This is a genomic window from Pantoea sp. AS-PWVM4 (assembly GCF_000468095.1).
Classification (GTDB): domain Bacteria; phylum Pseudomonadota; class Gammaproteobacteria; order Enterobacterales; family Enterobacteriaceae; genus Pantoea; species Pantoea phytobeneficialis.
The window spans coordinates 73618-98492 of record NZ_ASZC01000018.1; the positions used below are offsets into that span (position 1 = coordinate 73618).

Annotated in this window: 23 protein-coding genes; 16 read left to right on the forward strand and 7 right to left on the reverse strand. The window is 42.1% G+C overall.

Annotated features, from left to right (window positions below):
* Positions 1–3: 3 nt before the first annotated feature.
* The 12 genes from L579_RS16740 to L579_RS16795 all read left to right on the forward strand — a co-directional run bounded on the left by L579_RS16740 (position 4) and on the right by L579_RS16795 (position 14367).
* Positions 4–945: a polysaccharide pyruvyl transferase family protein gene (locus tag L579_RS16740; protein ID WP_021185368.1), complete on the forward strand. Its 942-nt coding sequence runs from the start codon at positions 4–6 to the stop codon at positions 943–945.
* 3 nt (positions 946–948) lie between these two features.
* A complete protein-coding gene (locus tag L579_RS16745) occupies positions 949–2115 on the forward strand; it encodes a lipopolysaccharide biosynthesis protein (RefSeq protein WP_021185369.1) in 1167 nt (388 codons plus the stop codon).
* A 5-nt stretch (positions 2116–2120) separates the two neighbouring features.
* On the forward strand, positions 2121–3269 hold the full coding sequence (locus L579_RS16750) for a glycosyltransferase (RefSeq protein ID WP_021185370.1): 1149 nt from the start codon (positions 2121–2123) through the stop codon (positions 3267–3269).
* Between the two features lie 475 nt (positions 3270–3744).
* Entirely contained in the window at positions 3745–4515 is a 771-nt protein-coding gene (locus L579_RS24195) for a hypothetical protein (RefSeq protein WP_235056602.1), read from the forward strand.
* On the forward strand, positions 4512–5600 hold the full coding sequence (locus tag L579_RS16760; RefSeq protein ID WP_021185372.1) for a glycosyltransferase family 4 protein: 1089 nt from the start codon (positions 4512–4514) through the stop codon (positions 5598–5600). The genes L579_RS24195 and L579_RS16760 overlap by 4 nt, the downstream gene beginning before the upstream one ends.
* Before the next feature lie 6 nt (positions 5601–5606).
* On the forward strand, positions 5607–6776 hold the full coding sequence (locus L579_RS16765) for a glycosyltransferase (RefSeq protein WP_021185373.1): 1170 nt from the start codon (positions 5607–5609) through the stop codon (positions 6774–6776).
* 7 nt (positions 6777–6783) lie between these two features.
* Positions 6784–7539, forward strand: coding sequence for a WecB/TagA/CpsF family glycosyltransferase (locus L579_RS16770; protein ID WP_051337985.1), 756 nt, complete (start codon positions 6784–6786; stop codon positions 7537–7539).
* A gap of 22 nt (positions 7540–7561) precedes the next feature.
* Positions 7562–9235 carry a right-handed parallel beta-helix repeat-containing protein gene (locus L579_RS16775; RefSeq protein ID WP_021185374.1) on the forward strand — a complete coding sequence of 558 codons (1674 nt, stop codon included), beginning with the start codon at positions 7562–7564 and terminating at the stop codon, positions 9233–9235.
* Between the two features lie 34 nt (positions 9236–9269).
* A complete protein-coding gene (locus L579_RS16780) occupies positions 9270–10676 on the forward strand; it encodes a mannose-1-phosphate guanylyltransferase/mannose-6-phosphate isomerase (protein WP_021185375.1) in 1407 nt (468 codons plus the stop codon).
* Positions 10677–10688: 12 nt separating this feature from the next.
* Positions 10689–12065, forward strand: coding sequence for a phosphomannomutase/phosphoglucomutase (locus tag L579_RS16785; RefSeq protein ID WP_021185376.1), 1377 nt, complete (start codon positions 10689–10691; stop codon positions 12063–12065).
* A 137-nt stretch (positions 12066–12202) separates the two neighbouring features.
* Positions 12203–13600 carry an undecaprenyl-phosphate glucose phosphotransferase gene (wcaJ, locus tag L579_RS16790; RefSeq protein WP_021185377.1) on the forward strand — a complete coding sequence of 466 codons (1398 nt, stop codon included), beginning with the start codon at positions 12203–12205 and terminating at the stop codon, positions 13598–13600.
* A gap of 266 nt (positions 13601–13866) precedes the next feature.
* Complete coding sequence (locus L579_RS16795) at positions 13867–14367, forward strand: hypothetical protein (protein WP_235056603.1); 501 nt, start codon at positions 13867–13869, stop codon at positions 14365–14367.
* A gap of 95 nt (positions 14368–14462) precedes the next feature.
* Here the strand turns inward: L579_RS16795 and L579_RS16800 are convergent, their stop codons facing one another.
* Positions 14463–15455 carry a sugar phosphate isomerase/epimerase family protein gene (locus tag L579_RS16800; RefSeq protein ID WP_021185378.1) on the reverse strand — a complete coding sequence of 331 codons (993 nt, stop codon included), beginning with the start codon at positions 15453–15455 and terminating at the stop codon, positions 14463–14465.
* 561 nt (positions 15456–16016) lie between these two features.
* Between L579_RS16800 and L579_RS16805 the strand changes: the two genes are divergently transcribed.
* Positions 16017–17474 (forward strand): hypothetical protein, encoded by a 1458-nt coding sequence (locus tag L579_RS16805; protein ID WP_036627051.1) that lies wholly within the window; start codon positions 16017–16019, stop codon positions 17472–17474.
* A gap of 1 nt (position 17475) precedes the next feature.
* On the opposite strand, the gene pckA is transcribed toward L579_RS16805, so the two are convergent.
* Positions 17476–19095, reverse strand: coding sequence for a phosphoenolpyruvate carboxykinase (ATP) (gene pckA, locus L579_RS16810; protein WP_021185380.1), 1620 nt, complete (start codon positions 19093–19095; stop codon positions 17476–17478).
* Between the two features lie 217 nt (positions 19096–19312).
* Here pckA and L579_RS16815 point away from each other — a divergent pair, with 217 nt between their 5' ends.
* Positions 19313–20206 (forward strand): LysR substrate-binding domain-containing protein, encoded by an 894-nt coding sequence (locus L579_RS16815; RefSeq protein WP_021185381.1) that lies wholly within the window; start codon positions 19313–19315, stop codon positions 20204–20206.
* On the opposite strand, the gene L579_RS16820 is transcribed toward L579_RS16815, so the two are convergent.
* From L579_RS16820 to L579_RS16840, 5 genes are all read right to left on the reverse strand, one after another.
* The gene (locus tag L579_RS16820) at positions 20203–20961 is read right to left on the reverse strand and encodes a Fic/DOC family protein (protein ID WP_036627053.1); all 759 of its coding nucleotides are present in this window, start codon (positions 20959–20961) and stop codon (positions 20203–20205) included. The genes L579_RS16815 and L579_RS16820 overlap by 4 nt on opposite strands.
* A complete protein-coding gene (locus L579_RS16825) occupies positions 20958–21221 on the reverse strand; it encodes a hypothetical protein (protein WP_036627055.1) in 264 nt (87 codons plus the stop codon). The genes L579_RS16820 and L579_RS16825 overlap by 4 nt, the downstream gene beginning before the upstream one ends.
* A gap of 127 nt (positions 21222–21348) precedes the next feature.
* A complete protein-coding gene (locus L579_RS16830; RefSeq protein WP_021185383.1) occupies positions 21349–22224 on the reverse strand; it encodes an MBL fold metallo-hydrolase in 876 nt (291 codons plus the stop codon).
* Between the two features lie 26 nt (positions 22225–22250).
* The gene (locus tag L579_RS16835; RefSeq protein ID WP_021185384.1) at positions 22251–23240 is read right to left on the reverse strand and encodes a zinc-dependent alcohol dehydrogenase family protein; all 990 of its coding nucleotides are present in this window, start codon (positions 23238–23240) and stop codon (positions 22251–22253) included.
* An 85-nt stretch (positions 23241–23325) separates the two neighbouring features.
* Entirely contained in the window at positions 23326–24243 is a 918-nt protein-coding gene (locus L579_RS16840; protein WP_021185385.1) for a LysR family transcriptional regulator, read from the reverse strand.
* Between the two features lie 131 nt (positions 24244–24374).
* On the opposite strand from L579_RS16840, the gene L579_RS16845 reads away from it, so the two are divergent.
* Both L579_RS16845 and L579_RS16850 read left to right on the forward strand, forming a co-directional pair.
* Entirely contained in the window at positions 24375–24587 is a 213-nt protein-coding gene (locus L579_RS16845; RefSeq protein WP_036627057.1) for a hypothetical protein, read from the forward strand.
* A gap of 60 nt (positions 24588–24647) precedes the next feature.
* A complete protein-coding gene (locus L579_RS16850; RefSeq protein ID WP_021185387.1) occupies positions 24648–24854 on the forward strand; it encodes a hypothetical protein in 207 nt (68 codons plus the stop codon).
* The last annotated feature ends 21 nt before the right edge of the window (positions 24855–24875 follow it).

Consider the following 24875-nt stretch of genomic DNA (forward strand, 5'->3'; position numbering starts at 1 on the left):
AACATGAACCAGCAAAGCCTGAAAGATCAATTACAAAGTATTCTGGCATATATCAAAGATAGAAATGATGTTATATACCTTGATTATCCTTTACACCTTAATGTCGGCGATTTGCTTATCTATCATGGGACGGAGAATTTTTTTTTAGAACATGGAATAAAAGTCAAAGCAAGAAGGAGTCATGCACGATATTCAATCGCAGATATCAAAAATTATGTTGGTAAAAATACAACAATACTGATGCATGGTGGCGGTAACTTTGGCGATCTGTATCCTGAATACCAAAAGTTCAGAGAAGATGTGGCTAAAAGCTTTAAAAATAATGCCGTAGTAATTTTACCGCAAACTGCATATTTCAGTTCTGAAGAAGAAGAAAATAAATCTGCTGAAATATTCAGGCAGCATAAAAATTTGGTGATCTTTTCAAGAGATACAAGAAGTCTTGAGGTATTTAGAAAGTTCACCGATAAAAGTTACCTAATGCCTGACATGGCTCATAGTTTATGGGGGAAACTCCCCAGAGCTGAAAAAAACAAAGGCACATTGTTTTTAATAAGAAAAGATAAAGAGATTAATCAGCTGCAAGATAAACTTGTTAGCAAAACAACCAGTACAGTTGATTGGGAAGATATATTAAAATCGGAAGATTTTAGAATTAGGATGTTGTGTCGCAAGTTGGATGGGGCAGGGAGTGTATACAAAATAACCTCACTGAAGAGGCTATCTAATTGGATTTGGTTTAATCACACGAAGAAAATGGTAGATAGGTATGCGTTATTTTTTACATCACATGAGAAAGTCGTCACATCGCGAATGCACGGCCACATTTTTTCTTGTCTATTAGAAGTTCCAAATGGTGTTATCGATAACGCATATGGTAAAAACAGCGGTTACTATAACCAGTGGACTAATAAAATAAGTAATGCGGAGCTATTAGCTGAGTAATCCATGATTGAGCAAATTAGAAGTATTCTCAAAATTCTGAGTGCTAGTTTTGGCAGCGTGGTAGTATCATTTCTTCAGGCCGTTTTGATGACGCGACTTTTGAATGTAGACGATAGAGGAATAGTTCAGCTTTTTATTGTTACAACCACCATATTCTCGTCATTTTTCATATCTGGTGCAGGGAATACTATTGCTTTTTGCATTCGGAATAACCAAAAGAAAGGTTATGAGAAACTTCTGGGTTTGCTGACATCAATTTTGTTGCTGGCCATTGTTGTGAGGCTTTTGTTCGAGAGCAACGAAAATAGATCGATTCTATTTGCAGCTCAGGTGGTTTCATTATGTTTTATACAGCTATCATCTGAGCTGTTGAAGTTACAAGATGGCCTTAGATTATATAAAGTCTATGTATTTGTGACGCCATTTAGTTTCTTTTTAATTACAGCCTTTTGCTACATAACGCAAGAGTCAATCACTGCCAGTGAAGCAATTATTCTGGCGGTAAGTTCGAATTTGGTAGGTGCCATCACGGGTGTCATATTCATAGCACAAGTAATGAAACTCATATCTATCAACGGAAAGATCGAGAGAAGGGAGTTTTACAAATATTATGTTAAGCAGTATTTGATGCAGGTTTTTGGTGTTATAACTAACAATATGGATAAATATCTAATAGGGAAGTATATCGGTATTACGCCATTGGGTTTATACTCAACGGCTGCGGCATTTAATACTTTGCCTTTAAAGTTTTACAACACCTTGGCAGATTATTTATTTTCTGGATATATTTATAAAAAAAATCACGACAAAGCAGTGATTCTGACCGCTATTCTTGGAGGGGTTGTCGGTGTTGCTCTCTCTTTTGTACTTTCCAAGATGCTCATTGTATTGGCATTTGGAGAAAAATATCTGTCCTCGCATGAGTACCTGCCATTCATAATCCTTAATCTTTCAATAAATGGATTGGCATGGATACTGAGTCAAAAAGCACTGATTTCTGGTAACCAATTACTCATCATTGGAAGGCAAGCATTAGGATTTTTGCTTTTTATAATAATTTTTTTCTATGGCACAGAGTATGGATTGTGGGGAGCAATTTATGCATTGATTGCCGGAAGCATTCTTCGCCTGATCATCTCAATCATGTTTTTCATTAAAATTAAGGTTTAAAATTGATGCGAATTCTGATGATAAATACGTTGTATTATCCATACAAGGTAGGCGGGGCAGAGGTTTCAGTCAGACTTTTAGCTGAATCTCTGGTCAAGCGAGGCCATACCGTTAGGGTCTTATCGGTTAATGACCGAGGTGTCAGGATAAAAGAAATTATTAATGGCGTAGAATCGGTATCAGTTGGCCATGAGAGTGTGTTTTGGCCATTTGCTAATAAAAAGTTAAGTATTGTTGATAAGCTGATTTTTCATGCTAATGATTTTTTCAATATTAGAATGCAGAAAAAAATCAAGAATGAAATTGAGGACTTTAGACCTGACATTGCCCATACCAATAACCTTTTTTGCTTTTCGTGTTTGACATGGATGACACTAAGCAAAAAAAACGTAAAGATAGTTCATACTACGCGTGACTACTATATGTTGCATCTTAATGCAGCATTGTTTCGTAATGGAAAGAACATTGATCCTTACGGTTTCGAAGTTAAAATTTTATCGTGGATCAAAAGCCGAATATCTCATCGTGTGAGCACATTTGTCGGCATCAGCGAATATATGTCGAAGATTCATCGTTCAGCCGGTTTTGCAAACAGAGGCAATCACAAATATATCTATAATACTGTTACTAAAATGGAAAGAAACAGAAAAGCAGGCAAAAAATTAGTTGTAGGATTCATAGGGAGATTAACTGTTGAAAAGGGGTTGGACAGATTTTGTCAACTGGCCAGAACTACCCAAGAAACAAACGACAACGTCGAGTTTATAGCAGCGGGAGCTCTCGAGTCCTTGAGTATAGATTTAAAGAATGACTGCGAGCGGTCAAATGTTCAATTGATAGGTTTTATGGGTGTGGAAGAGTTTATCAATCAGGTTGATGCTGTTGTTCTCCCGACAAAATGGAATGAACCATTTGGAAGGATCATTGTGGAACTCGGTCTGGCAGGTGTGCCAACTTTCACGAATCTCAGTGGCGGCACGGGCGAAATTGCTGAACTTTTTCAAAGTATCCATGCTATGGATGAATTTTCAATTGAATGCATAATGAAACCAGCGGCTTATCTGCTTGATGAAGCTGTTGTTGAAATGTTTTCCTCAGGAAATATCTGCTCACAGTATGAGACTTTATATCAAAAAGTGATTAAAAATGCATAATAAGTTAAGTCTAAATGAACGATTTCTCTGTGTATTGTTCGTTGTCTCGCTTGTTTTCAGTTCAAGGTCACTCGAGTTATTAAATATTCCTCTCTATTACTTCTTAGAGATAGGTGCACTTGGTGTTGTATTCGTTTTTTTATTTCTTATAGTTTGTGTTAATAAAGAACATTATAGGTCTGTTGGGTATGATATTTTATTTGTTGCAATAATTATCGTTTCTATGGATGTTATTTGCTCTTTGATGTCATACATAAACTATGGTCAAGGCATTATAATCAGTCTGTTAACCTTTAGAGTGGCGTTTATTACATGTGCAATTATTTTTTTGTTCGCCATAATCTTCCGTGTTAAACAGATAACGGAACACAGTGAATTTTTCGATTATTTAGTAATGCTGATATTCTATCTGTCACTATTCATAACCTTGCTTTGGGTTTATCTCACATACACTCTGAATGCAGAAGAGTACTACTTGACAAGTGGGAATCTACTTGTAGATACGAGGAGTGATGGAAGTTACAGATTTAGATTTGATATATTTTTCCCATTCATGCTTTTGTGTTGTGGATGGCTAAGACTAAAGACAACTAACAAGAAGTTGATAAATTTAGGTGCGATGTGTTTTTCAATTATCTATATTGTTTTTTATTATCAGGGACGTATGTTCATCCTCGCTATGGTTTTAGCGATGGGGTTATCGATGATTAGGCCTGCAGTTTATAGACTGAGGTATGTGTTGATATTAGTGCTTGCTTTTATAACCACAGCGGCATTCCTTATAATATATTTTACATATGATCAACTTATAAATCTTTATCAAACGCTACTTAACGACTTTAACTTGTCAGATAGTTCATCGTTGACCAGGCTGAAAATATTTAGAATGATGGGTGAAAACTTTCTGAATAATTTTATCATGGGGAATGGGTATCTTAGCAATCAAGGGGATGCGAGTTTTTCTAATGTTAAATTCAGCCCTCTGGATGTTGGGTTGTTGGGGGTGGTTTATACCTATGGTTTTATCATTTTCATTATCGGATTTGTATGGTTTAGCCATTTGTGGTTGAAATCATTTGGAAAGAATAATAGTCAGATATTTACTTTTCTTTTTACAACTTTATTTATTAATTCAATCTTTACTGGTGGGTTGTTTTTTAGACCTTACCAAATACTTGTTATGATGGTTTTTGTCTATTTGTTTGGAAAAACACGATTTTTGAGTATTTATAAGGAGAGAGGATGAAAGCTCTGGTTTTCTTAGGGTTAAGACATACCATTTTAGCTAAACAGTGGGAGTCAGAGTATGCATTAGGGATGAGAAATGACACGATGCTCTATGGATACGGAAACGCAGCGACAAAGGATTTTTCTGTCGAATATTGTTCCTTTTCAAGAGTTGAGAGAATCTTCTTCAAAGAAAATAAAATAGGTAAAATTTATCTTTATCTTTTAAAATTACCAATTTTATTAATGAAGTATGATGTTGTCTGGACTCATTTAGACAGAGATGCTCTCTTCATAGCCAGACTAAAAGAAATCCCGTTAATTGGCAGGTTGTTTTGTAAGCATATAGCAAATTTTGTTTGGTTAATCGATCACACGCAGAAATTTGATTCAAATAAAAAAAAGAGAATTTCAAAGAGGTTAGGTAAAATAGATAAGATTTTTTATCTGTCTAAATCTGAGGAGCAAGAGTTCATCACCCACTATAGAGTCCCGAATGATAAGTTACTTTATACTCGATACGGTATAAATTTCGCTGCATATGGTCCTCTAGCAACTGGAAGCAAACCGCATAATTTCAACCATAGAAACTATATTCTATCTGTTGGTACCGACGAGCATAGAGACTTAGACTTGTTGGATATTGTTGCAGGGGGGAACCCTGAAAAAAAATTCATCGTATGTTCTGGTAGTCCTGCTCACCAATTAAAGAAATTTAAAAATAATAATATTATGTTGATGCGAGCAAATTATAATGAAATGGTTTATTTGTATCGTAATTGCGAGATGGTAATCATCCCCTTGAAATTCAACTTTCATGCGAGTGGAATAACAACACTTCTCGAAGCTGCAGCTGCCAGGAAACCAGTAATAATAAATTACACACCTGGTCTTGAAGATTACGGCATAGACAATGAAACGTGTTTGTTTGTACCTATTGGTAATAAAGAGAAATTTAATGAAAGTATCAATCTGCTTTGGTCTAACAGTGCTTTAGCCGAGAAGATTAGCAATAACGCCTATGAATATCTCAGGAATGAATTTAATACTCACACTTATTCCAGTATATATATTAAAAATAGCATTAGATTATTTAAAAAATGAGGTTCTATGCGCGCGCTCTTTTTAACTACTGTACTACCTTACCGTGCAAGCTCTGGTGGTGAATCAGTAAGCAAGAATTTGATCTGTAAGATGTCTGAACTGGGTGTATATGTTGATGTTGTTGGCTATAAGAGAATGCATGAGTCTACAGAGAAGAAAGAAGAAAATTTTCATAGCGTAGATGAACGAATTATAGAAACTAGCGGTAATAAGTTTCAAACCATAAAGTGGCTCATCAGCGCTATCGTCTCTAACAAGTCATTCTCAGTAATTAAGTACTACGGAAAGTCTTACATCAATAAAGTAAATGAACTAATAAAAAAGAATTCATACAATTATGTTTTTATTGATCACACTCAGATTTTATGGATGTTGGATTATTTGCCTCCGAACTTAAAGGTTATTTTTATTAGTCATAATGTTGAAAGTGATTTGTATTTCGATCTTTATAAGAAAAGTCAGGGTGTTATAAAGAAAACAATTTTTTTGAGAGAAGCAAAAAGCATCTCAAGACTAGAAAATAAAGCCATATCTAAATGCAATCAAGTGTGGTCATTAAGTAGTGATGATTTGATGTTTTACAAGAATCAGATCAAGGTTAAAGATGAAAAGCTAGTGTTGTTCGAACCCTTACCGATGATTGAGCCTAGAAAAAAGTCACTAAGAACGCACATAAATTGCGATATTTCGATCATAGGTACCTGGACATGGAGTGCAAATTCTAAAGGATTGGAGTGGTTCTTCGATCAGGTATACCCAAAACTGCCAGATGACATAACTATTCATGTCGCAGGTAAAGGAGCACAGTGGTTAAAAGACAAGTATTCTAACGTTTCATATTTGGGTTTTGTGCAGAGTGCAGAGGAGTTCATGCTTTCTTCTCGAATGGTAGTCATACCATCAGTGTCCGGAGCCGGTGTTCAAATTAAAACTTTAGATGCAATTACCTTGGGGGTGCCAACTATCGCTTCACGGTTCGCACTTAGGGGTATTGAAGATGCACCTTCATATGTAAAAAGTGCTGCTGATCATGAAGCCATGATTAAAGAGGTTAAGAATGCATTATCGTCACAGCTTGGTGATGAGGAACTTATAAATTGTAGTGTTGAAGCGAGTAACTGGTATGAAAGAAAGAATACCAGACTTAAAAAAATCATCTTAAACAGTCTATCTTAAGGTTATTATGATTAACAAATCTGAATTTAATGGCCTGACCATAAATGACGTCTCTTTACGGCAGTTTGTTGATATCGTTCAGGCCAATTTAATAAGTGATGAAGATAGATCAATCAAAGTTGTAGTTACGCCTAATATTGACCATTTTCAACGATTAAGCATAAATTCTGATACGGCTTTTGTAGAGGCTTATGAACGTGCAGATTTTCGTTTATGTGACAGCCGTATCGTTAAGATTTTATCTTATTTAAAAGGTAATAGGATAAATAATGTTGTTCCTGGTAGTGACCTCACCCGTGACATAATAGCTTCACAATGGATAAAAAACTATCGTGTAACTATCATTGGCAGCGATTCTGTTAGTGTGATCGAATTAAAAAAACAATATTCGCTTTCAAAAATAGAACATCATAATCCCCCTATGGGCTTTACCAAGAATCCTGACGAAGTTGAGAAATGTGTGGATTTTATACATGAAAGTAATCCTGATTTGGTTTTTTTGGCTGTAGGCTCTCCCGCTCAGGAAATTGTTGCCTGCCGACTGTTAGATAAGTATCAAAGAAGAAATAATGCTAATTTTTTTGTTTTTTGTATCGGTGCATCTCTCGATTTTCTTACAGGCAAGCAAAAGAGAGCGCCTGCATGGATGCAGAAATTAAGTCTTGAATGGTTGTTTAGAGCATTGAGCAATCCGAAAAGATTACTACCTCGTTATATCAAGAATTTTAGTTTTGTTTTGCGCTATTTAATTTCCACCCACTGAAAGATTTTTCTTGGGGCTCCTTATGGAACGTAGAAAGGCTTTCTTGAAAGGTGCTGCTGCAGTGGCTGCAGTCTTTGGCGTGTTAAGAACGTCGGCATCTGATTCTTCTGTTCAGCCATCATTACATCATGATTTAGAGATAAAAAAAGAAATAAAATATGTTTTTTTTAATAATATTGATGAGTTGAGAACATTTGAACCTTCAGGTGAAAGAGTCCAGGTTGTTCTTCATGAATATCGGAATGGTAGTGGAAAGGGAGGGGGTGTTTTCTACTATGATAAAAATGACAAGGTGAGTAAGGATGATAATGGAACAGTTATAGTAATTAATAATAAAAGATGGAAGAGGAAATTTGACGGGAACTATCGTCCGGAGTTTTTCGGTGCCATTGGAGATGGTATAACGGATGATACTAAAGCATTACAGAAAGCGCTAGATGCTGCCATAAATCACAAATTGATCCTTTCTTCATGTATTTACAGATCAAGAAACCTTTATATTAATGGACCGTTAATCATTCAAGGTGCTGGCAGAAGGGTCGAAGCGGCCTTGGTTCCCCTTCCAGATACATCAGGGAATTTTATCTCAATTAACTGCCTTGAGTCACCAACCTTCTATGACCTCACTATTTCAGCCAGAGCAATTAGCCTGGAAAATAAACTAACGGGAGTATTCATATCGTCGAACAATACCAAGAAATACTCCCCATCAATCATTATGTATAATTGTAATATCAACAGCTTTACTGGTAATTGTTTATACTCCTCCCATGGCAGACATATGGGTGTCATTGAAAATTGTCAAATTGAGTACTCACATCTGGATTCAGTGGTTATTAATGGTGTTGATTGGAATATTTCGCATAGTTCGATTGGTTACACAAAGAATGGTAATGGAATTGTTATTACACAGCCGACGTATCGAATCGCTAATTGTGATGTTTATTTTAACAGTGAAAATGGAGTCTTGCTTCAGAGAAATGCTATAAACGGATATTTTTCTAATAATGTAATTAATAGTAATGGGAAGACGGCTATATCTATAGAGTCTGTTTCTCCTAATACTCAAGGGCATATCATTGCTGGTAATTTTTTCTTCAATAATTCAAGGAAAGTCAGTGGGGTATATTCTAATGTCTTTTTAGCGAAGAACGTTGTTGGTGTTAATCTAAATGGAAATACCCATTATTCTTATTCTAAAAAAAGCGAAAAACCCAGATTCCTTTTGGAGTTAAGTGAAGGAGCTGACGCTGAACTTCTGACAGACCTATATGACAACACTAGTTATAGTGACAAAGTGGTCAGCGTAGCAGATTCAACACTGAATGGAGAGTCTTTGTTCCAGATTTCAAGCACAAAGAAAATTAAAAAAATTGTTCAATCTGGACGTGGTGATGCTTTCAATGTCACAGATCTTGAGGGTAATGATGTTTTCAAAATTAATTCATTCGGTTCAATATCAATCTATAACAAGTCTAAAAAACCTGTTGTCATTGAGGTTGATCAGAATGCACAAAACCAGATGAATTTAATGTCAGGGTTTTCAGTAGGTGAAATAGAAACGGAAGGTAATGATGGCTTGTCATATGTGAAAATTGGTCGATTTTTTTTGTGGGATGATTTGGGTGATTCTTTAAGGATAAGTAAATCAGAACCTAAAAACCTGCTAGACGGCATTCAACTTTATAAACTTTAACTTATCGTTCGATAATTAATTCATCGAGGTAAAAATGATACTTCCCGTTGTCATGGCTGGCGGAACAGGTAGTCGTCTTTGGCCTATGTCCAGAGAAACCTATCCTAAACAGTTCCTGCGTCTAAGTGGTGAGTTATCAATGTTGCAGGAAACGATCGTGCGTCTAAATGGCCTTGATACCCACGCCCCGTTGTTAATCTGCAATGAACAGCATCGCTTCTTGGCCGCTGAACAATTAAGACAGATTGATCTACCACATAGCGATATCATTCTTGAACCTGTTGGAAGAAATACCGCACCTGCAATCGCTCTTGCTGCACTTCAGGCCGTTAAGAATAATGACGATCCCCTTTTGCTGGTATTGGCTGCAGATCATGTTATAGAAGATAAGAATGCATTTCATGATGTAATAAAGAAAGCGCTACCCTATGCTCACGACGGGAAATTATGTATTTTCGGTATCGTCCCAACGGCTGCTGAAACGGGTTACGGTTATATCCAACGGGGTGAAATGTATAATGATACTCCAGCTTTTGGTGTTCAACGGTTTGTAGAAAAACCAAACTTAGAAACAGCTAATGAATACTTTGTTAGTGGAGAGTATTACTGGAATAGCGGCATGTTTCTCTTCAAAGCCAAACGGTATCTCGAAGAATTAGGTAAGTTTCGCCCGGATATTTTAGAAGCCTGTAATAAATCCATGTCGAAACTTAACAGGGATAATTCGCAAGATTTCATTCGTATTGACACCGAGCAATTTAGAACATGTCCGGAAGAGTCAATTGATTATGCTGTTATGGAAAAGACATCCGATGCTGTTGTTATTCCACTTGATGCTGGTTGGAATGATGTTGGCTCGTGGTCAGCCTTATGGGAGGTTAACTCCAGAGATGAACGTGGGAATTGCTTAACAGGAGATGTTTTCGTTTCAGATGCTGAGAACTGCTATATAAATACAGATGACACTTTCGTTGCCGCCATTGGAGTTGAGAATTTAGTAATTGTTAATACTAAAGACGCGGTACTTATTATTGATAAGACGAAAGTTCAGGACGTTAAGAAAGTTATTCAACATCTGAAAGTTCACAACAGAAAAGAGTTCAGACTACATCGAGAATCTTATCGCCCCTGGGGCCGGCATGATGAGGTTGTTACCGCTCCGCGATATCACGTTAATCGTGTAACCGTAAAACCAGGTGGGAAGTTTTCATTACAAAAGCATCTTCATCGTGCAGAGCACTGGGTCGTTTTATCCGGGACGGCTGAAGTGACCTTAGATGACAGAGTTTTTTTACTTACAGAGAACCAATCTACTTTTATTCCTCCTGGGGTGGTTCATATGTTGGAAAACCCAGGGAAGATCCCTCTGGAATTACTGGAAATAGAATCAGGTTCTTACCTGGGCGATGACGACATTATCAGATTAAAAGCTCATTACTAAACGAGAATAAAAATGACTAAAAAAATGACTTGTTTTAAAGCGTATGATATCCGCGGAAAACTGGGTGAAGAGTTAAATGAAGATATAGCTTACCGTATCGGCCGAGCATTCGGTGAATATCTTAAACCGGAAACGGTTGTACTCGGTGCAGATGTCCGTTTGACCAGTGAAACGCTCAAATTAGCTTTAGCCAAAGGATTAATGGATTCAGGATCGAATGTTATAGACTTGGGCATGACTGGTACTGAGGAGATCTATTTTGCTACCTCATGGTTGAAAACAAGCGGTGGTATTGAAGTTACTGCAAGTCATAACCCGATAGATTACAACGGAATGAAACTTGTTCGAGAGGATTCTAAACCCATCAGTGGTGACACTGGTTTAAAGGAAATCCAACGACTGGCCGAGGTAAACAATTTTGCTGACGTGAATCCTTTTCAACGAGGTTCTTATCAGCAACATTCCGTCATGGAATCCTACGTCAACTGCCTTCTTGATTTTGTTGACCTTAAAAACTTCACTCGCCCATTAAAAATTGTTGTAAACAGTGGGAATGGTGCTGCTGGGCAGGTAATTGACGCCCTTGAAGAACGTTTCCAAAAATTCTCAATTCCTGTCGATTTAGTTAAGGTACATCACTCACCCGACGGCACTTTCCCTAATGGGATTCCTAATCCTTTATTGCCAGAATGCCGCCATCATACTAGTGATGCAGTCATTGCCAATCAGGCTGACTTCGGCATTGCTTTTGATGGTGATTTTGACAGATGTTTTTTCTTTGACCACCAAGGCAACTTCATTGAAGGTTATTATATCGTAGGGCTTTTGGCCGCTGCATTCCTGGAGAAAAATCCTGCTGCACGCATTATTCACGACCCCCGTTTAAGCTGGAACACTGTTGACATTGTTACCAGAGCGGGAGGGGTTCCTGTGATGTCGAAAACCGGGCATGCATTCATCAAAGAAAGAATGCGTAGTGAAGATGCCGTATATGGTGGTGAGATGAGTGCTCATCACTATTTCAGAGATTTTGCATATTGCGATAGTGGTATGATTCCCTGGCTTCTGGTTGCTGAATTAGTTTCATTACGTGGTTTATCTTTAAATGCTTTAGTCGAAGAGTGTGTTAATGCTTACCCTACATCAGGCGAGATTAATAGCACTGTTTCTGATGCTCCTGCTGCAATCAAACGTGTACTGGATCTGTATCAATCAGAGGCCAATGTTGTCGATCATACTGACGGCATAAGTTTGGAGTTTGATGACTGGCGTTTCAATCTACGCAGTTCAAATACTGAACCTGTAGTTCGTCTCAATGTTGAGTCAAGAGGAAAGCCTTCTTTGATGCTTTCTAAAACTGAAGAGATTTTATCTGCGTTACGGCAGTGATAATAATACTAATTGTAAAGTCACACTTCATATTTATCGCGTATTCATTGCACCTATATAAATAGTAAATAGGGTAGGTGTCCTCTTTTTTGTTTTTCCAGTGAGGACGCCATTTAATCACTAATGAGATCCATATCATGACAACATTACAGCATGTAGCTTCCCCCAAACCCAATGTATCATTGATATCTATAGTGCAACGCATATCGGATGTGCTAATCATATTTGTGGGTCTTTACATTGTCACCTCATTTAATAATCAGCCTTTTTCTGCCCAATCGCAGCTAATCGCGATGGCTGGTATTTTTATCTTCCAGACGATAAGCGGAATCACTGACTTTTATCGTTCATGGAGAGGAGTGTCTATATCACTAGAGATTTTTACTGTTTTGAGAAATTGGTTGTTAACATTAAGTTTTACATGGTTTATTAGCAGGCAAGTACCAACTTCTTCTTTTTTAAATCTTCTTTTCGCACATTGGTTTATTTTAGTTTCTGTCGCATTTGTTGCAAGTCGTACTGGTATTCGTTTACTGGCAGGTATGCTAAGAAAATATGGATATAACACGCGACGTGTTTGCATTGCTGGTAGCATGCCTGCTGGTATCGCGTTACTAAAAAGTTTCGAAAAATCACCATGGCTCGGCTTCGTTGTAAAAGGTGTTTATGATGATGCTTTCTCGAATAACCTTGATGGTGTCCCTTATGCCGGCAACATCTCTAGTTTGGTAAATGATGCGCGTGAAGGGAAAGTTGATCGTGTTTATATTGCAATGAACATGAAAGATGAAGCTCGTATCAGTGAGTTGGTGAGACAGTTGACAGATACGACTTGCTCTGTTTTATTGGTACCTGATGTTTTTACTTTCAATATTCTGCAATCGCGTACAGAAGAAATTAATGGTGTTCCTGTTGTGCCATTGTTCGATACACCTTTTATAGGAATCAATCGTATTTTTAAGAGAGTTGAAGATATTCTGGTGTCTGGATTTGTTTTGCTTCTTATTTCACCTGTATTATTAACTATAGCTTGTGCCGTCAAGTTAACGTCTCCAGGCCCTGTTATTTTCCGACAGACTCGTTATGGAATGGATGGCAAACCAATATCAGTATGGAAGTTTCGTTCTATGTCTGTAATGGAAAATGGTAGCGCTGTTACACAGGCAACAAAAAATGATCTCCGTGTTACACCTATTGGTCGTTTCTTGCGCAATACCTCGTTGGACGAATTACCGCAATTTTTCAACGTATTTTTTGGTCACATGTCTGTAGTTGGTCCACGGCCACATGCTGTTGCACATAATGAGCAGTATCGTTTTCTTATTCAGGGGTATATGTTGCGTCATAAAGTTAAGCCTGGTATTACTGGACTTGCTCAAATAAAGGGATGGCGTGGCGAAACTGATACTCTTGAGAAAATGCAGAAACGAATTGACTTTGATCTTGAGTATATTCGTATGTGGAGTGTCTGGGTAGATTTGAAAATAATCTTTCTGACTATATTTAAAGGGTTTATCAATAAGGCAGCTTATTAATCATGCCGAAACATTACTTGATGTGAGGTGATATCATGTCAAATCTACGTGCCTGGTCATTAGTTGTGGGGTTTTGTGCCACAGTTTGGTTTACATTAATAGTATTGCTCTTAACAGGTTTGCATTACTTATAAGTATGGCCATTTGCAAATTTACTTCGAATTTTACAGGTGATCAGTGTTACCAATTACAACTGATTAGCTGAATTTTTATCTCGCAATGATATATTCAATGGTGACATTGTGATAAAAAAAGATCTATTTCTCATGCAGCTACATAATAAGTTTATAGGATCTGCAATTGATGGCTTGTTGCAAAGTATCAATCGCCCAAGACAATTTTATATTGTTTGTGATATTCATCATTTTTTGGTTTTATTGAGTCGTGGTGATGTCAATTCCAGAACAAAGAATGTTGTCTTGATTTTCAATAATGAACTGGAAGTTTTCATTCTTCAGTCAATCTGTAATGTTTCTTTTTTCGCTCTTGATGTGCGGAGTTATGATATATTCGATTTTTTTAAAGGTACCAAGGAATTCAAGAAAGTAAAACCCTTCAAGGAAAAAGACGACAGCGCAAGAATGCGTGTTTTTCTGCTTATTCTTCGCGGCTGGGACGATGAACGAATTTGCGAGACATTACTCATTACACTTAAAAAATTACGAGAGTACAAATCACAGCTCACCTATACTTTCTTTGAAAAAAGAAGAAACCTGTTTTATCTGACTCTTAACGGCTTTCTACAGACGGAAGTCATGGCAGCATAATGAGTATGGCAGGCGGCTCTTAGTAGCCGCCTGCTCACCAGTCAAGGATTCTATGTAGTAAACCGCTTCTTCTTGGTAATAAAACTGTTACTTCATCACTCCTCAATAGCCGTCAGCAGCGCATTCTGAATAATCCTCTGCGCCAGCAGCGGATTCTGCTCCACCTGCGCAGCCTGCAACGCCACAATATCCAACTTATCCAACGCACGATACACATGCTTTAGAAACCGAATCGACAGGTTAGCTGCTTCCACATTATCCTCGCGGAATGGGAACTGATCCAACTGCCAGACACCCTGCCAGTTATTGATCTTCAGTACGTAGAAGAACTCGAAGATCTCGGTCAAATGTACCGTTCCCACCACCAGGTCATCATCCCAGCCGCGTAGGTTATCGTTCACATCCATGCCGAACAAGCGGCCATGATCGATAATCAGTTGCGCGGAACCGGCAGGGGACTCTCCGGCAAATAAGGCATGACCGAAATCCAGCAGGATACCCACATTATCCAGCCCCATTTCCTCAATACCCAGTAATGTACGTGCAGCTGAGTCCCAGGTCATTTTTACCCGAGGCTCACGCGGTTTGTATTCAATGGCAAATTTAACATCCGGGTTCGCACTCGCCAACTCGCGCATGCCATCAACCGCCAGTCGCCAGAGATTTTTATGGTCGACCTGGAATGGATAATCCCAACCATCCTGACCTGGCCAAACCTTGACATAGTTAGCCCCTAATTCGCGTACCACACTGGCGGCTTCATGCATCAGTTCAAATGCCTGTTTGCGCAAAGTCGGGTCCGGGTTGGTAAATGCACCCCGTGAAAAACGACGTAAGTAGATCTCCGGGGTAACCCCGATAGCTTTTAAGCCCGCGTCCGCCAGGGCCTGTTTGACATCGCTGACACTGACACCTTCGGTAAAGGGATAGGGGACATCAACATACGAAAGATCTTCTACTGTACCAGCGATGCGAATCTGCTCCAGCGTACTCAGCGCGGGTCCATAACCATCCACCGCATAACGGTCAACATAGTTAGCGAAGTGCCACAAGCCCGCGCCAAATTTTGGGTAGTTCCAGGTACTCATAAGATGTTCTCCTTAAACCACGGCTATGATGCGAATGCCGATGTCCGGCTTACACGCCGATCCATGCGGCTCGTCGAAGTATCCTGTACTGCATGAATATATATTCATGTTGGTATATATATTCCATTGTGCGAGATCCAGGCACCTTCCAGCCAGCGTGATAATGCGAATTTGTCGTGGGAATCACAAAAAAGGTCTGATTCACATCTTTTCAGATAACTTTCATGGTGCAAGAGCGCCGTAGGTTGACGTTCGTACTCCTGATTACATCAGCGGCTAATGGGATAGTCTAAAGAACTGAAAAGGTGGAAAATTACTCTTAATAACACAAGTCTTAACATCTAATATCATGAATATACATATCTTGCTGTTGTGCCTGTCATGATGTTATTCATCATGCGGCTCTCTTCATTACTGAGTTATTACCGTGGTTGAGAAAGATTATCGGGTATGTGCACTATAATAAGTACGCTATTCGAGAGTGTATCTCTTCTTTCACGAAATAAGTTTTCGTCGTTCCGCGTTTCAATATTTAGCTTCTCGGCTTTCAATGGGGTTTTTATGATCAGAATGCCTGCATCAAATGTCGTTCCAGGCGCGTCGGCGACCCTGTCAACGGCAACTCCTCTTCAGTTACCCTTACAGCAGATAACGGTATCGCAAAGTTCTACGACGATATCTTCTGTAATTTACACCAGCACATCGGAACTTGATGATATTATCATACAAAAATTTAAATTGCTGAGTAATCCCCTGACCCAAACTGAAGCGTTACAGGACATCATTTTCCATTGCGATGACTGTATATTAACCGTGCCGAAAATAAAAAAATTTATTTATAAAATGAATTGCCGTGGTTTGATAGTTAATCAACAAGTTATCGAGGGGATTGTTTCGTTTAAACACAAGCGCGTTGATGAAGATTTTGTTGGAATATACAATAACATCACGAATATGTATCCTGAACTGGATCAGAGAAGATCCATGTTTCTTATGGCAGAGAAGTTAATTGAAAAAAATATCATGCTCACCCCTTCTGCCTGGCAGCAAAAGCTAAAAGCATGTGGCACGAATATACCTCATTTTAATCTTCTTAGTACTTGCTGGAGTATCGCTGACGCCGACATCACAACGGACATGAGTCTTTGGATACAACACAATCAACCCGGAAAATTGGTCCGCAAGGTGGCTCAACAATTTGAATGGCTTGTAAAGCTTCTGAAAGCGTTTCCGGATGAGCACTTAACCTGGCACCAACTGACAAAAGCCGCCTTTTGGGCTGGTATTAATCCACAAGAGAAAGTTGTCCGTGAGGTAATAAAATATGCAAACGCTGAAAAAGCTCGGCTTATGGCTGCGCCAGCCTGTGACCATGAGAGGTCCCTGATGGAGGTGCGTTTTCCGTCGGCAACCATAACAACGGACTCATGTTTACCCTTCATCTCGCAGTTACCCGTATATTTGCCACCAGTTGACAGTGCTGTTCTTCCTGGATCTGATCAGATTATGTTGTGCTGGGAGTGCGTGAAGAAACGCTGCCATCTGTTACAGAAGTTGTTAAATATTATTATTAGCGATGAAATCAAATGGCTGATGTTAATTCATGAAGTGCAGTTACTTGCGCCTGATAAGGATAGACTCAGTTTAGAAAAGATCACCACGTCGCTGGTTGAGCATATTTACGCAGGGGAGTTAAACGGAGCTGCGGCTAAAGCGGCATGGGATGCCAGCAAAGCCGATTTGTCAAAGCTGGATCAGTCGATGTGTTCCGCATTTTTGCGCACAATCGATGTTAAGTCGGAGGCGGAAACAAGGGATAGCATCAGGACATTGTTTATTAAGTTTCCCTGGTTAAGGAATGAATCACCGGGAACGTTAATGCTGTTGTTGTATCGATACGAGATGTTGACGCATTCCGTCTCGCTGCTGAATTCCGTGAAGTACGAGCTGAACGACAACCCTCAACTATTACGGCAGCGTGACCCGTCATCTGCAAGCGCAGTGACGGGTCGCAGATAAATTACGCCAGGTTTGGACCCGCCAGTGCAATACGGGCACCTTCCGGGGTTTGCGCATATTGACTGAAGTTAGCAACAAACAGGCTGGCGAGTTTGTCTGCTGCATCGTGCCATTGTTCCGCGCTTGCCCAGCCGTTGCGTGGGTCAAGCTGGTGAGACTCCACCTCTGGCACAGCATCCGGGATCAGCAGGCCAAATACCGGCAGCGTGTTATCACCGAGAACGATACTGTCGTCCAGAATGCCACGAATAATATTGCGGGTATCTCGCAGAGAAAGTCGTTTACCTTCGCCATTCCAGCCGGTGTTGACCAACCAGGCTTCAGCACCGCTTTCCGCCATTTTCTCCGCCAGCACTTCCGCGTATTGCGTCGGATGCAACATCAGGAAGGCGGCACCATAGCAGGCAGAAAAGGTTGGGGTTGGTTGGGTAATACCACGTTCCGTCCCGGCCAGTTTAGAGGTAAAACCAGACAGGAAGTGGTATTTCATCTGGTCGGTCGTCAGGCGTGATACGGGCGGTAACACACCAAAACCGTCTGCCGCGAGGAAAATCACTTTGGATGGATTGCCCGCACGGGAAACCGGTTTAACGATGTTTTCAATATGTGCCAGCGGGTATGAAACACGGGTGTTCTCGGTTTTACTGCCGTCGGCATAATCGACTGAACCATCTTCACGCACCACCACGTTTTCCAGTAGCGCATCGCGGCGAATAGCACGGTAAATCTCTGGCTCTGCCGCTTCACTCAGATTGATGGTTTTGGCATAGCAGCCGCCTTCAAAGTTAAAGACACCTTCGTTATCCCAGCCATGCTCATCATCACCAATCAGCTCGCGCAGCGGATCGGTGGAGAGGGTGGTCTTACCGGTGCCGGAAAGACCGAAGAACAACGCCACATCGCCCGCTGCGCCACGGTTGGCGGAACAATGCATAGAGGCGATACCGCGCTGCGGCAGAAAATAGTTCATCACCGAGAACAGGCCTTTCTTCATTTCTCCGCCGTACCAGGTGCCGCCAATCAGCTGCATCTTTTCGGTCAGGTTAAATGCGACGAAATTTTCAGAGTTGAGACCCTGCGTCTGCCAGTTCGGATTGGTGCATTTTGATCCGTTCATCACAATAAAATCAGGTTCAAAATTTTCCAGCTCTTCTGCTAAAGGCGGGATAAACATGTTTTTCACAAAGTGAGCCTGCCAGGCTACCTCGGTAATAAAGCGCACCGCCAGTCTTGAGTCATTGCTGGCACCACACCAGGCGTCCACCACGTAAAGTTGCTTGCCAGATAACTGGTTTGATACCAGATGACGCAGCTCAGCCCACACCGACGGGGAAAGTGGCTTGTTATCATTACGGCCAGTACCCGCATCAGACCACCAAACGGTATCTCTGGTTAGCTCATCACGGACAATATATTTGTCCTTCGGCGAGCGGCCGGTAAATTCACCGGTATCGACCGCGACCGCCCCGGAAGCAGTCATGATGCCGCGTTCATAGCCGTCAAGCGTTGCCGAGGTTTCATGTGCGATAAGCAGGTCATAATCGGGGTTATAGATCACTTCGCTTACGCGGGTGATCCCTAAATCTGACAGGGCTGTTTTAATCTTCTCAGAGCTGGACATGTTATACCTGACTGATTGCTGGCTGAATATTGGGCTGCATAGCACTGCGGCCGATAGTTTGTTTGATAGTTAACTGAGCTGTTAATGAAATGGCGAAGTTCAGTTATGCAACTGTTCAGGATACTAGCACCAACATTCAGATGCATTGATTGCATAATTTCTATATGCCATGCATAATTTGCATAGCGGCAAATAAGATTTTGTGAGAATCAGCGCGATGGTCAGTAATCTGGAAGTGAAGTGGTTTTATGATGTTATCGCTCTGGAAGAGACACGGAGCTTCACGTTAGCCGCTGAAAAGCGCAACATTTCCCAGTCTTCATTCAGCCGTCGTATTCAGTCGCTGGAATCAGCGATTGGCTTCGCCATTTTCGACCGCAGCGTTAATCCATTGCAGCTTACCCGCCAGGGTAAAAGTTTTGTCGGCTACGCCCGCAATATGCTGGATGATATGGATTACCAACTGAATCGGATCAAAGGACTGGACAATTTCCGTCAGAGTATCAAATTCGACGCCGCTCCCTCACTGTCGGTTTTGTTGCTTCCGACGTTAATTGCCGGTTTTGCCGACAGCGCTGAAAGGATTCATTATGTTGAATCCATCAACGTGGATGAGGCGGTATATAACCTCAAAGAAGGGAAAAGCGACTTTATTCTGACCTTCTACAACGAAGAGTTTATGAATTACCCCTTTATCCACCACAAAATATTCGATTCATTTTTGCATCTGGTTTCACCCTGTGATGTTGATGGCAGACCGTTGTTTCGGCTCAACGACGGCGGGTTGCCATTGATGAAATATGCCAACGACAGTTATATGGGCCGTCAGGTGAATCAGGTGATCGATAAGATCCCTGACAATACCTTTACCCTCAGCTTCGTTTCCTCGATGAGTGAGTTGCTTAAACGTATGATTGTAAACGGACATGGGGTGGGGTGGTTGCCGCAATATTCGATTCAGCGTGAACTGCGTGAGGGCAAGCTGATGATTCTGGATGGCACCTTGTCGTTACCGATCTCGGCCTATGTGTATCGGTCGGGCGCGAGGCTGAATCTGGCAGCGGAACGTTTTTGGCAACATATTAAATCGCAGAATATCCGGGTAAATTAATCATTGTCGTATTTTTTTACACGATATGAGAAATATGAATCCTCTTTATATATTCGTTGTACTTCAGGATTATCCAGGCTCTCATACGTCACATCATCTTTATCGAGGCCGTCTAATCCTTTTATTCCGCCAATCATTTTAGGCCAATCATTTCGGCTTGAAATTTCAACGATTAATGGATTCAAATATTTATCAAGATGGCCTTTGGAAGGCTCCGCTATTTCTTCACTAAGCGCACTTAGATATTCATCTTTGTTGGTCTTCCCCCAATCTATTGAGAAGCCAGCCCGATATGAAAGTTCCATAAAAACAAGAAGTAATGTTCGCCCATTGCCATCGAGAAAGGGATGTGCAAAAGCTAATGCCCCCATCACTTCCCCTGGCTTATTTTTAAAACCATCTTGATTTGAAGCCAGGCGTAAAGCGTAGTCAATTGCAGGTCGGATATAATGGGGGTGTTCGAAAGTGGTATGTCGAGGATTTTCTGGCGAACCTTTAAAAACTGCCAGATGAGGAACTAATGCATTTCTGTCTTTACCCGCCCAAGGGTAAAAGCCAGAAAACAGGATCTCATGAACCTTCAGTACGTCGTCATAATCAATGACTTCGAGTCTGGCCAGGTAATCCAGCGCATCTTCAATACTCGATTCAAAAGCCAGATGTTCTGATTCCTTAACTTCATTTGGATTTTTCAATCCTAACGAGTTCTGTAAGTAACCAGCAGTGTTGAAATCACCAAAAGGATCAAATGTCATGCATTCAGATTCTTATCAGCATCTCTTTTTTCTCTGAGATAATCTGCTTGGATGGAAAGGATCTCCGATTTTGTGAGGACGCCTTTACGTTTTAAATTCACAAGCATCTGTTCCACGGTGTCCAGTTCGACAGTATCACCAGCAAGACGTGTTATCGCTACAGCCATTCTGCTGGTATCGTCGCGACTTGCAGAAACATGGTGAGCAGCTGCAAGGTTACGTACTTTATTTTCTACAGTTAAGTAAGCTGTTTTAGGCATGAGCAAGACCCTCTGGTATCGTGATAATTTTAACATGCCCCAGCTGGACTGTCTTTAAAATTGGGCAATTACGCAATCCTTATGTATATGTGATTGTAGCGGCGCGATTTATCGCGCCACCCATTATTTAAATCACCGGTGACCAGAGGTCATAGTTGAGTGCGAAGCTATTGCCCTCGCGTACCACCTTACCGGTAGTTGGCAAGTTAAAATGCATTCCGCTGACGGCAAGGTTGTCACTGGCGGCGCGATCCAGCAGTTGGCTGCGAACCTGCGCGGCAGCGGCGGGATCGCTGTCAAACGCGATGGTGACCTCAGGTTGTGTTACCTGGATATGCGGGAAATGCACAATATCACCCCAAATCAACAATGATGCTTTCTCATCGCCGAGCAGATAGCCGCTGTGTCCCGGTGTATGCCCAAACAGCGGTACGGTCTGAATGCCCGGTAAAATCGCTTCCTCGCGGAAAGGCACCAACTGTTGGTCGTAAGCGCCAAACGCATTACGCGCCAGCTCAAAATAGGGACGAAACCCATCCGGGGCGCTGGCCGCAATGGTTTCATCACGCCAGAACGCTAACTCCTTTTCATGCACAAACAGCTGCTGCACATTCCGAAATAGCGGCGTCTGCAAAGGCGCCGCGAGCCCGCCAATATGATCAGGATGTGCATGGGTCAGCAAAATGGTGTCAATCTGGAGTGGGTCGATCCCTGCTGCCGCCAGCGCCACCGGCAATCTGCCGCCCCAGCCTTTAATTCCGCCAGCACCGCTGTCGATCAGGATGGTACGCTGCGCGGTCTGAACCACATACACGTTGATGTTGATGCGCGGGGCGACCGGTACACCGCGTCGCTGGAGTAACGCCTCGGCTTTTGAGCCATCAATGCCTGATAGCAACTCAAAGGAAACATCGAGATAGCCATCACTCAGCATGGTGACGAGCATATCGCCGACTTGTTTACGATTAATTGCCGGTGCCTGCCAGTTCGGTTGCATATTCATTCGGTACTCCCTGATTTCAGTGTTTTTCAGATAGTCACAACAATCTTGCCCACCTGGCCGTTCGCTTCCATATAGCGATGGGCTTCTGCAATCTCATCGAGACTGAAGGTTTTATCGATCAACGGTTGTAGCTTGCCGCTACGTAACCCCTCAAGCACGAAGGATTTTGCACGCGCCAGTCTTTCTGCATCAGTCGTGATTTCAAACAATTCATAGCCGCGCAGCGTGAGGTGTTTACCGAGAATATCAAATACCGGGACAACCATATCGCGACTGTCGAGTGCGCCATACTGGAAAAACATCCCCTGGGGTGCCATCACCTGAGTCAGTTTTGCCACATCCGGGCCACCGACAGGATCGAAAACGATGTGCGCCCCCTGTCCTGCGGTGGCCTGCTGGAGTTCCGCTACCATATCCTGCTCGGCGGTAGCGATCACCGCCGCCGCACCTGCCTTTAGCAACATCTCTCGTTTATCGCTGGTACGGGTCAGGGCGATCGGTTTCGCTCCTAGCATGTTGCAAATCTGGATTGCTGCCAGCCCGACGCTGCTGGATGCCGCACGAATAATGACGTTCTGGCCCGCCTGCACATTACCGAATTCCACCAGCGCACCATAGGCAGTGACATACATCATCCAACAGGCCGCTGCGATGGCAAAAGAGAGATTCTCCGGGTGTTTTACCAGGGCATGAACCGGGGCATTAACGACCTCGCCATACATACCATATTCGTTGAACATGAAAGAAGGTATGACGCTGACGGCATCACCTGGGTGAAATTCCGTGACGTTGTCACCAGTAGTCGTAACCACACCCGCGGCTTCATAGCCAAGGCGGGCCGGGAACACCGGGTCAATAACGTACTGACCGTTGCGATACATGATCTCGGCGCGGTTCAGCCCAATCGCATGAACACGAATTTGCACCTCACCAGCAGCGGGAGCGGGGACCTGCTCATTAACGATTTCCAGCACCTCCGGTCCCCCGGTGCGGTTAAACCTGACAACTTTAGACATTTTCAGACCTCGTATTTAAGTGGCGTAGCCAATTACTCTACGGGGTGACTGACGCGGCAAAAATGGCTATTCGGGAACTTCAGTATTATTGGTCTGGTAACAATCCGCGTTGTTGGGTGAACAGTTCACTGAACCAGTCGATGAAGACGCGCACTTTAGGGGCAAGATGGCGTTTGTCCGGGTACATAATCGACACCGGTTTAGCAACGGAAGGATAATGCGGCAGTACGACCTTTAACGCCCCTGATGCGATATGCGGAGTAAGCGCGATACAACTGGCCTGAATGACTCCTAACCCCGCCAGCGCGCACGACAGCAAAATATCCGAGTTGTCTACCAACAGGTTGCTGGTGGGGCGATACGCGACTTCTTCACCCTCAACGATAAATCTCCACGCCATCACTTCGCGGCTATTTTCGCTGAAGAAATTCACCGCCTGATGTTGTGCCAGATCATCAAGTGTGTGTGGATGTCCGTGCTGTTGCAGGTAAGCCGGCGCGGCACAGGTCACCATCTTGATCTCACCCAGTCGTCTGGCGATAAAACTGGAATCCTGTAGTTCGCCAAGGCGAATCACACAATCGACGCCTTCGGCGATCAAGTCACTCCTTTTGTCTGACGATCCCAGTACCACCTCAATCTCAGGGTAGCGGCTGATGAAGTTCGGCAGATGGGGGATGAGCAGCGTGTGGGCCAGCGCGAGCGGGACATCCAGCCGGAGTCGACCACGAGGTGGTTGAGTGGCAGAGAAACTGGACATCATATCGTCCACATCGGTCAGCAGCAGTTTGGCGCGCTGATAGAACGCATCACCTTCGTCGGTGACGTTGAGTTTACGGGTGGTACGATGTAACAGCTTTACCCCAAGTTCAGCTTCCAACTGCTGAATCGCTTTACTCACCGTAGGCCGGTGTAATTGCAGGACATCGGCCGCTTTGGTGAAGCTGCCCAGCTCCACCACCTGGGTAAAGATCTGGATAAATTCGATCATATTGGCACGCATGATTTAGCCTGGTCCTTGTGCGCTCAGCATTTGTCGCAATCTGGTGTTCACTTTGCCTCACTTCACGTTTTTGTCAGCCAGGCGTTGGGTAAATTCTGGGTGAACCAGAATCTCTGATAAGGGTATGTAAAATGAAAAAAGTAACATTTAGCGCCCGTCCAAATCCAGCAGGGGTAACTAAAGCGATCCTTTCCGTGATGGCGGCAGAAGGTTGGGAATTACTCGATGCGCAACATGCAGCTGAACCAGGTGAGATTGGTCAGTTAGATGATGTGACGGCTGAAAGGCTGAGAAAAGCCATTGAGGATGCGGCGGGGGATAAAGTGAGAATCGAGGAAGAGTAAACTGATGCGGCTTTCTGTTGTTAAGCGAAAGTCGCATCAACCTTCAAGGAGAACGAAACAATGGCAACCGTCACATGGGACATCACGTCCAATAAATTTCCTGTTGTGGTGATAAAAAAAGTGCGAGAAATTCTCGGCTGGGATATGGCAGTCACTAAGCATGCTGTAGATAGTGGCAAAATTGAGAACATTGACGAGGCGAAAGCGCACCAAATTGCCGATGTGCTTAAAGAAGAAGGGATAACAGATATAAAAATCTCTGATTGATCTCCGTCTCCTCTCCCTGAC

Coding starts and splice junctions, on each gene's coding strand:
- L579_RS16770 (WP_051337985.1), top strand. CDS start 6,784: ATGATTAACAAATCTGAATTTAATGGCCTGACCATAAATGACGTCTCT.
- L579_RS16805 (WP_036627051.1), top strand. CDS start 16,017: ATGATCAGAATGCCTGCATCAAATGTCGTTCCAGGCGCGTCGGCGACC.
- L579_RS16815 (WP_021185381.1), top strand. CDS start 19,313: ATGGTCAGTAATCTGGAAGTGAAGTGGTTTTATGATGTTATCGCTCTG.
- L579_RS16840 (WP_021185385.1), bottom strand. CDS start 24,243: ATGCGTGCCAATATGATCGAATTTATCCAGATCTTTACCCAGGTGGTG.
- L579_RS16830 (WP_021185383.1), bottom strand. CDS start 22,224: ATGAATATGCAACCGAACTGGCAGGCACCGGCAATTAATCGTAAACAA.
- L579_RS16775 (WP_021185374.1), top strand. CDS start 7,562: ATGGAACGTAGAAAGGCTTTCTTGAAAGGTGCTGCTGCAGTGGCTGCA.
- L579_RS16820 (WP_036627053.1), bottom strand. CDS start 20,961: ATGACATTTGATCCTTTTGGTGATTTCAACACTGCTGGTTACTTACAG.
- L579_RS16780 (WP_021185375.1), top strand. CDS start 9,270: ATGATACTTCCCGTTGTCATGGCTGGCGGAACAGGTAGTCGTCTTTGG.
- L579_RS16845 (WP_036627057.1), top strand. CDS start 24,375: ATGAAAAAAGTAACATTTAGCGCCCGTCCAAATCCAGCAGGGGTAACT.
- L579_RS16850 (WP_021185387.1), top strand. CDS start 24,648: ATGGCAACCGTCACATGGGACATCACGTCCAATAAATTTCCTGTTGTG.
- wcaJ (WP_021185377.1), top strand. CDS start 12,203: ATGACAACATTACAGCATGTAGCTTCCCCCAAACCCAATGTATCATTG.
- L579_RS16795 (WP_235056603.1), top strand. CDS start 13,867: ATGCAGCTACATAATAAGTTTATAGGATCTGCAATTGATGGCTTGTTG.
- pckA (WP_021185380.1), bottom strand. CDS start 19,095: ATGTCCAGCTCTGAGAAGATTAAAACAGCCCTGTCAGATTTAGGGATC.
- L579_RS16825 (WP_036627055.1), bottom strand. CDS start 21,221: ATGCCTAAAACAGCTTACTTAACTGTAGAAAATAAAGTACGTAACCTT.
- L579_RS16750 (WP_021185370.1), top strand. CDS start 2,121: ATGCGAATTCTGATGATAAATACGTTGTATTATCCATACAAGGTAGGC.
- L579_RS16785 (WP_021185376.1), top strand. CDS start 10,689: ATGACTAAAAAAATGACTTGTTTTAAAGCGTATGATATCCGCGGAAAA.
- L579_RS16745 (WP_021185369.1), top strand. CDS start 949: ATGATTGAGCAAATTAGAAGTATTCTCAAAATTCTGAGTGCTAGTTTT.
- L579_RS16740 (WP_021185368.1), top strand. CDS start 4: ATGAACCAGCAAAGCCTGAAAGATCAATTACAAAGTATTCTGGCATAT.
- L579_RS16760 (WP_021185372.1), top strand. CDS start 4,512: ATGAAAGCTCTGGTTTTCTTAGGGTTAAGACATACCATTTTAGCTAAA.
- L579_RS16800 (WP_021185378.1), bottom strand. CDS start 15,455: ATGAGTACCTGGAACTACCCAAAATTTGGCGCGGGCTTGTGGCACTTC.
- L579_RS16835 (WP_021185384.1), bottom strand. CDS start 23,240: ATGTCTAAAGTTGTCAGGTTTAACCGCACCGGGGGACCGGAGGTGCTG.
- L579_RS16765 (WP_021185373.1), top strand. CDS start 5,607: ATGCGCGCGCTCTTTTTAACTACTGTACTACCTTACCGTGCAAGCTCT.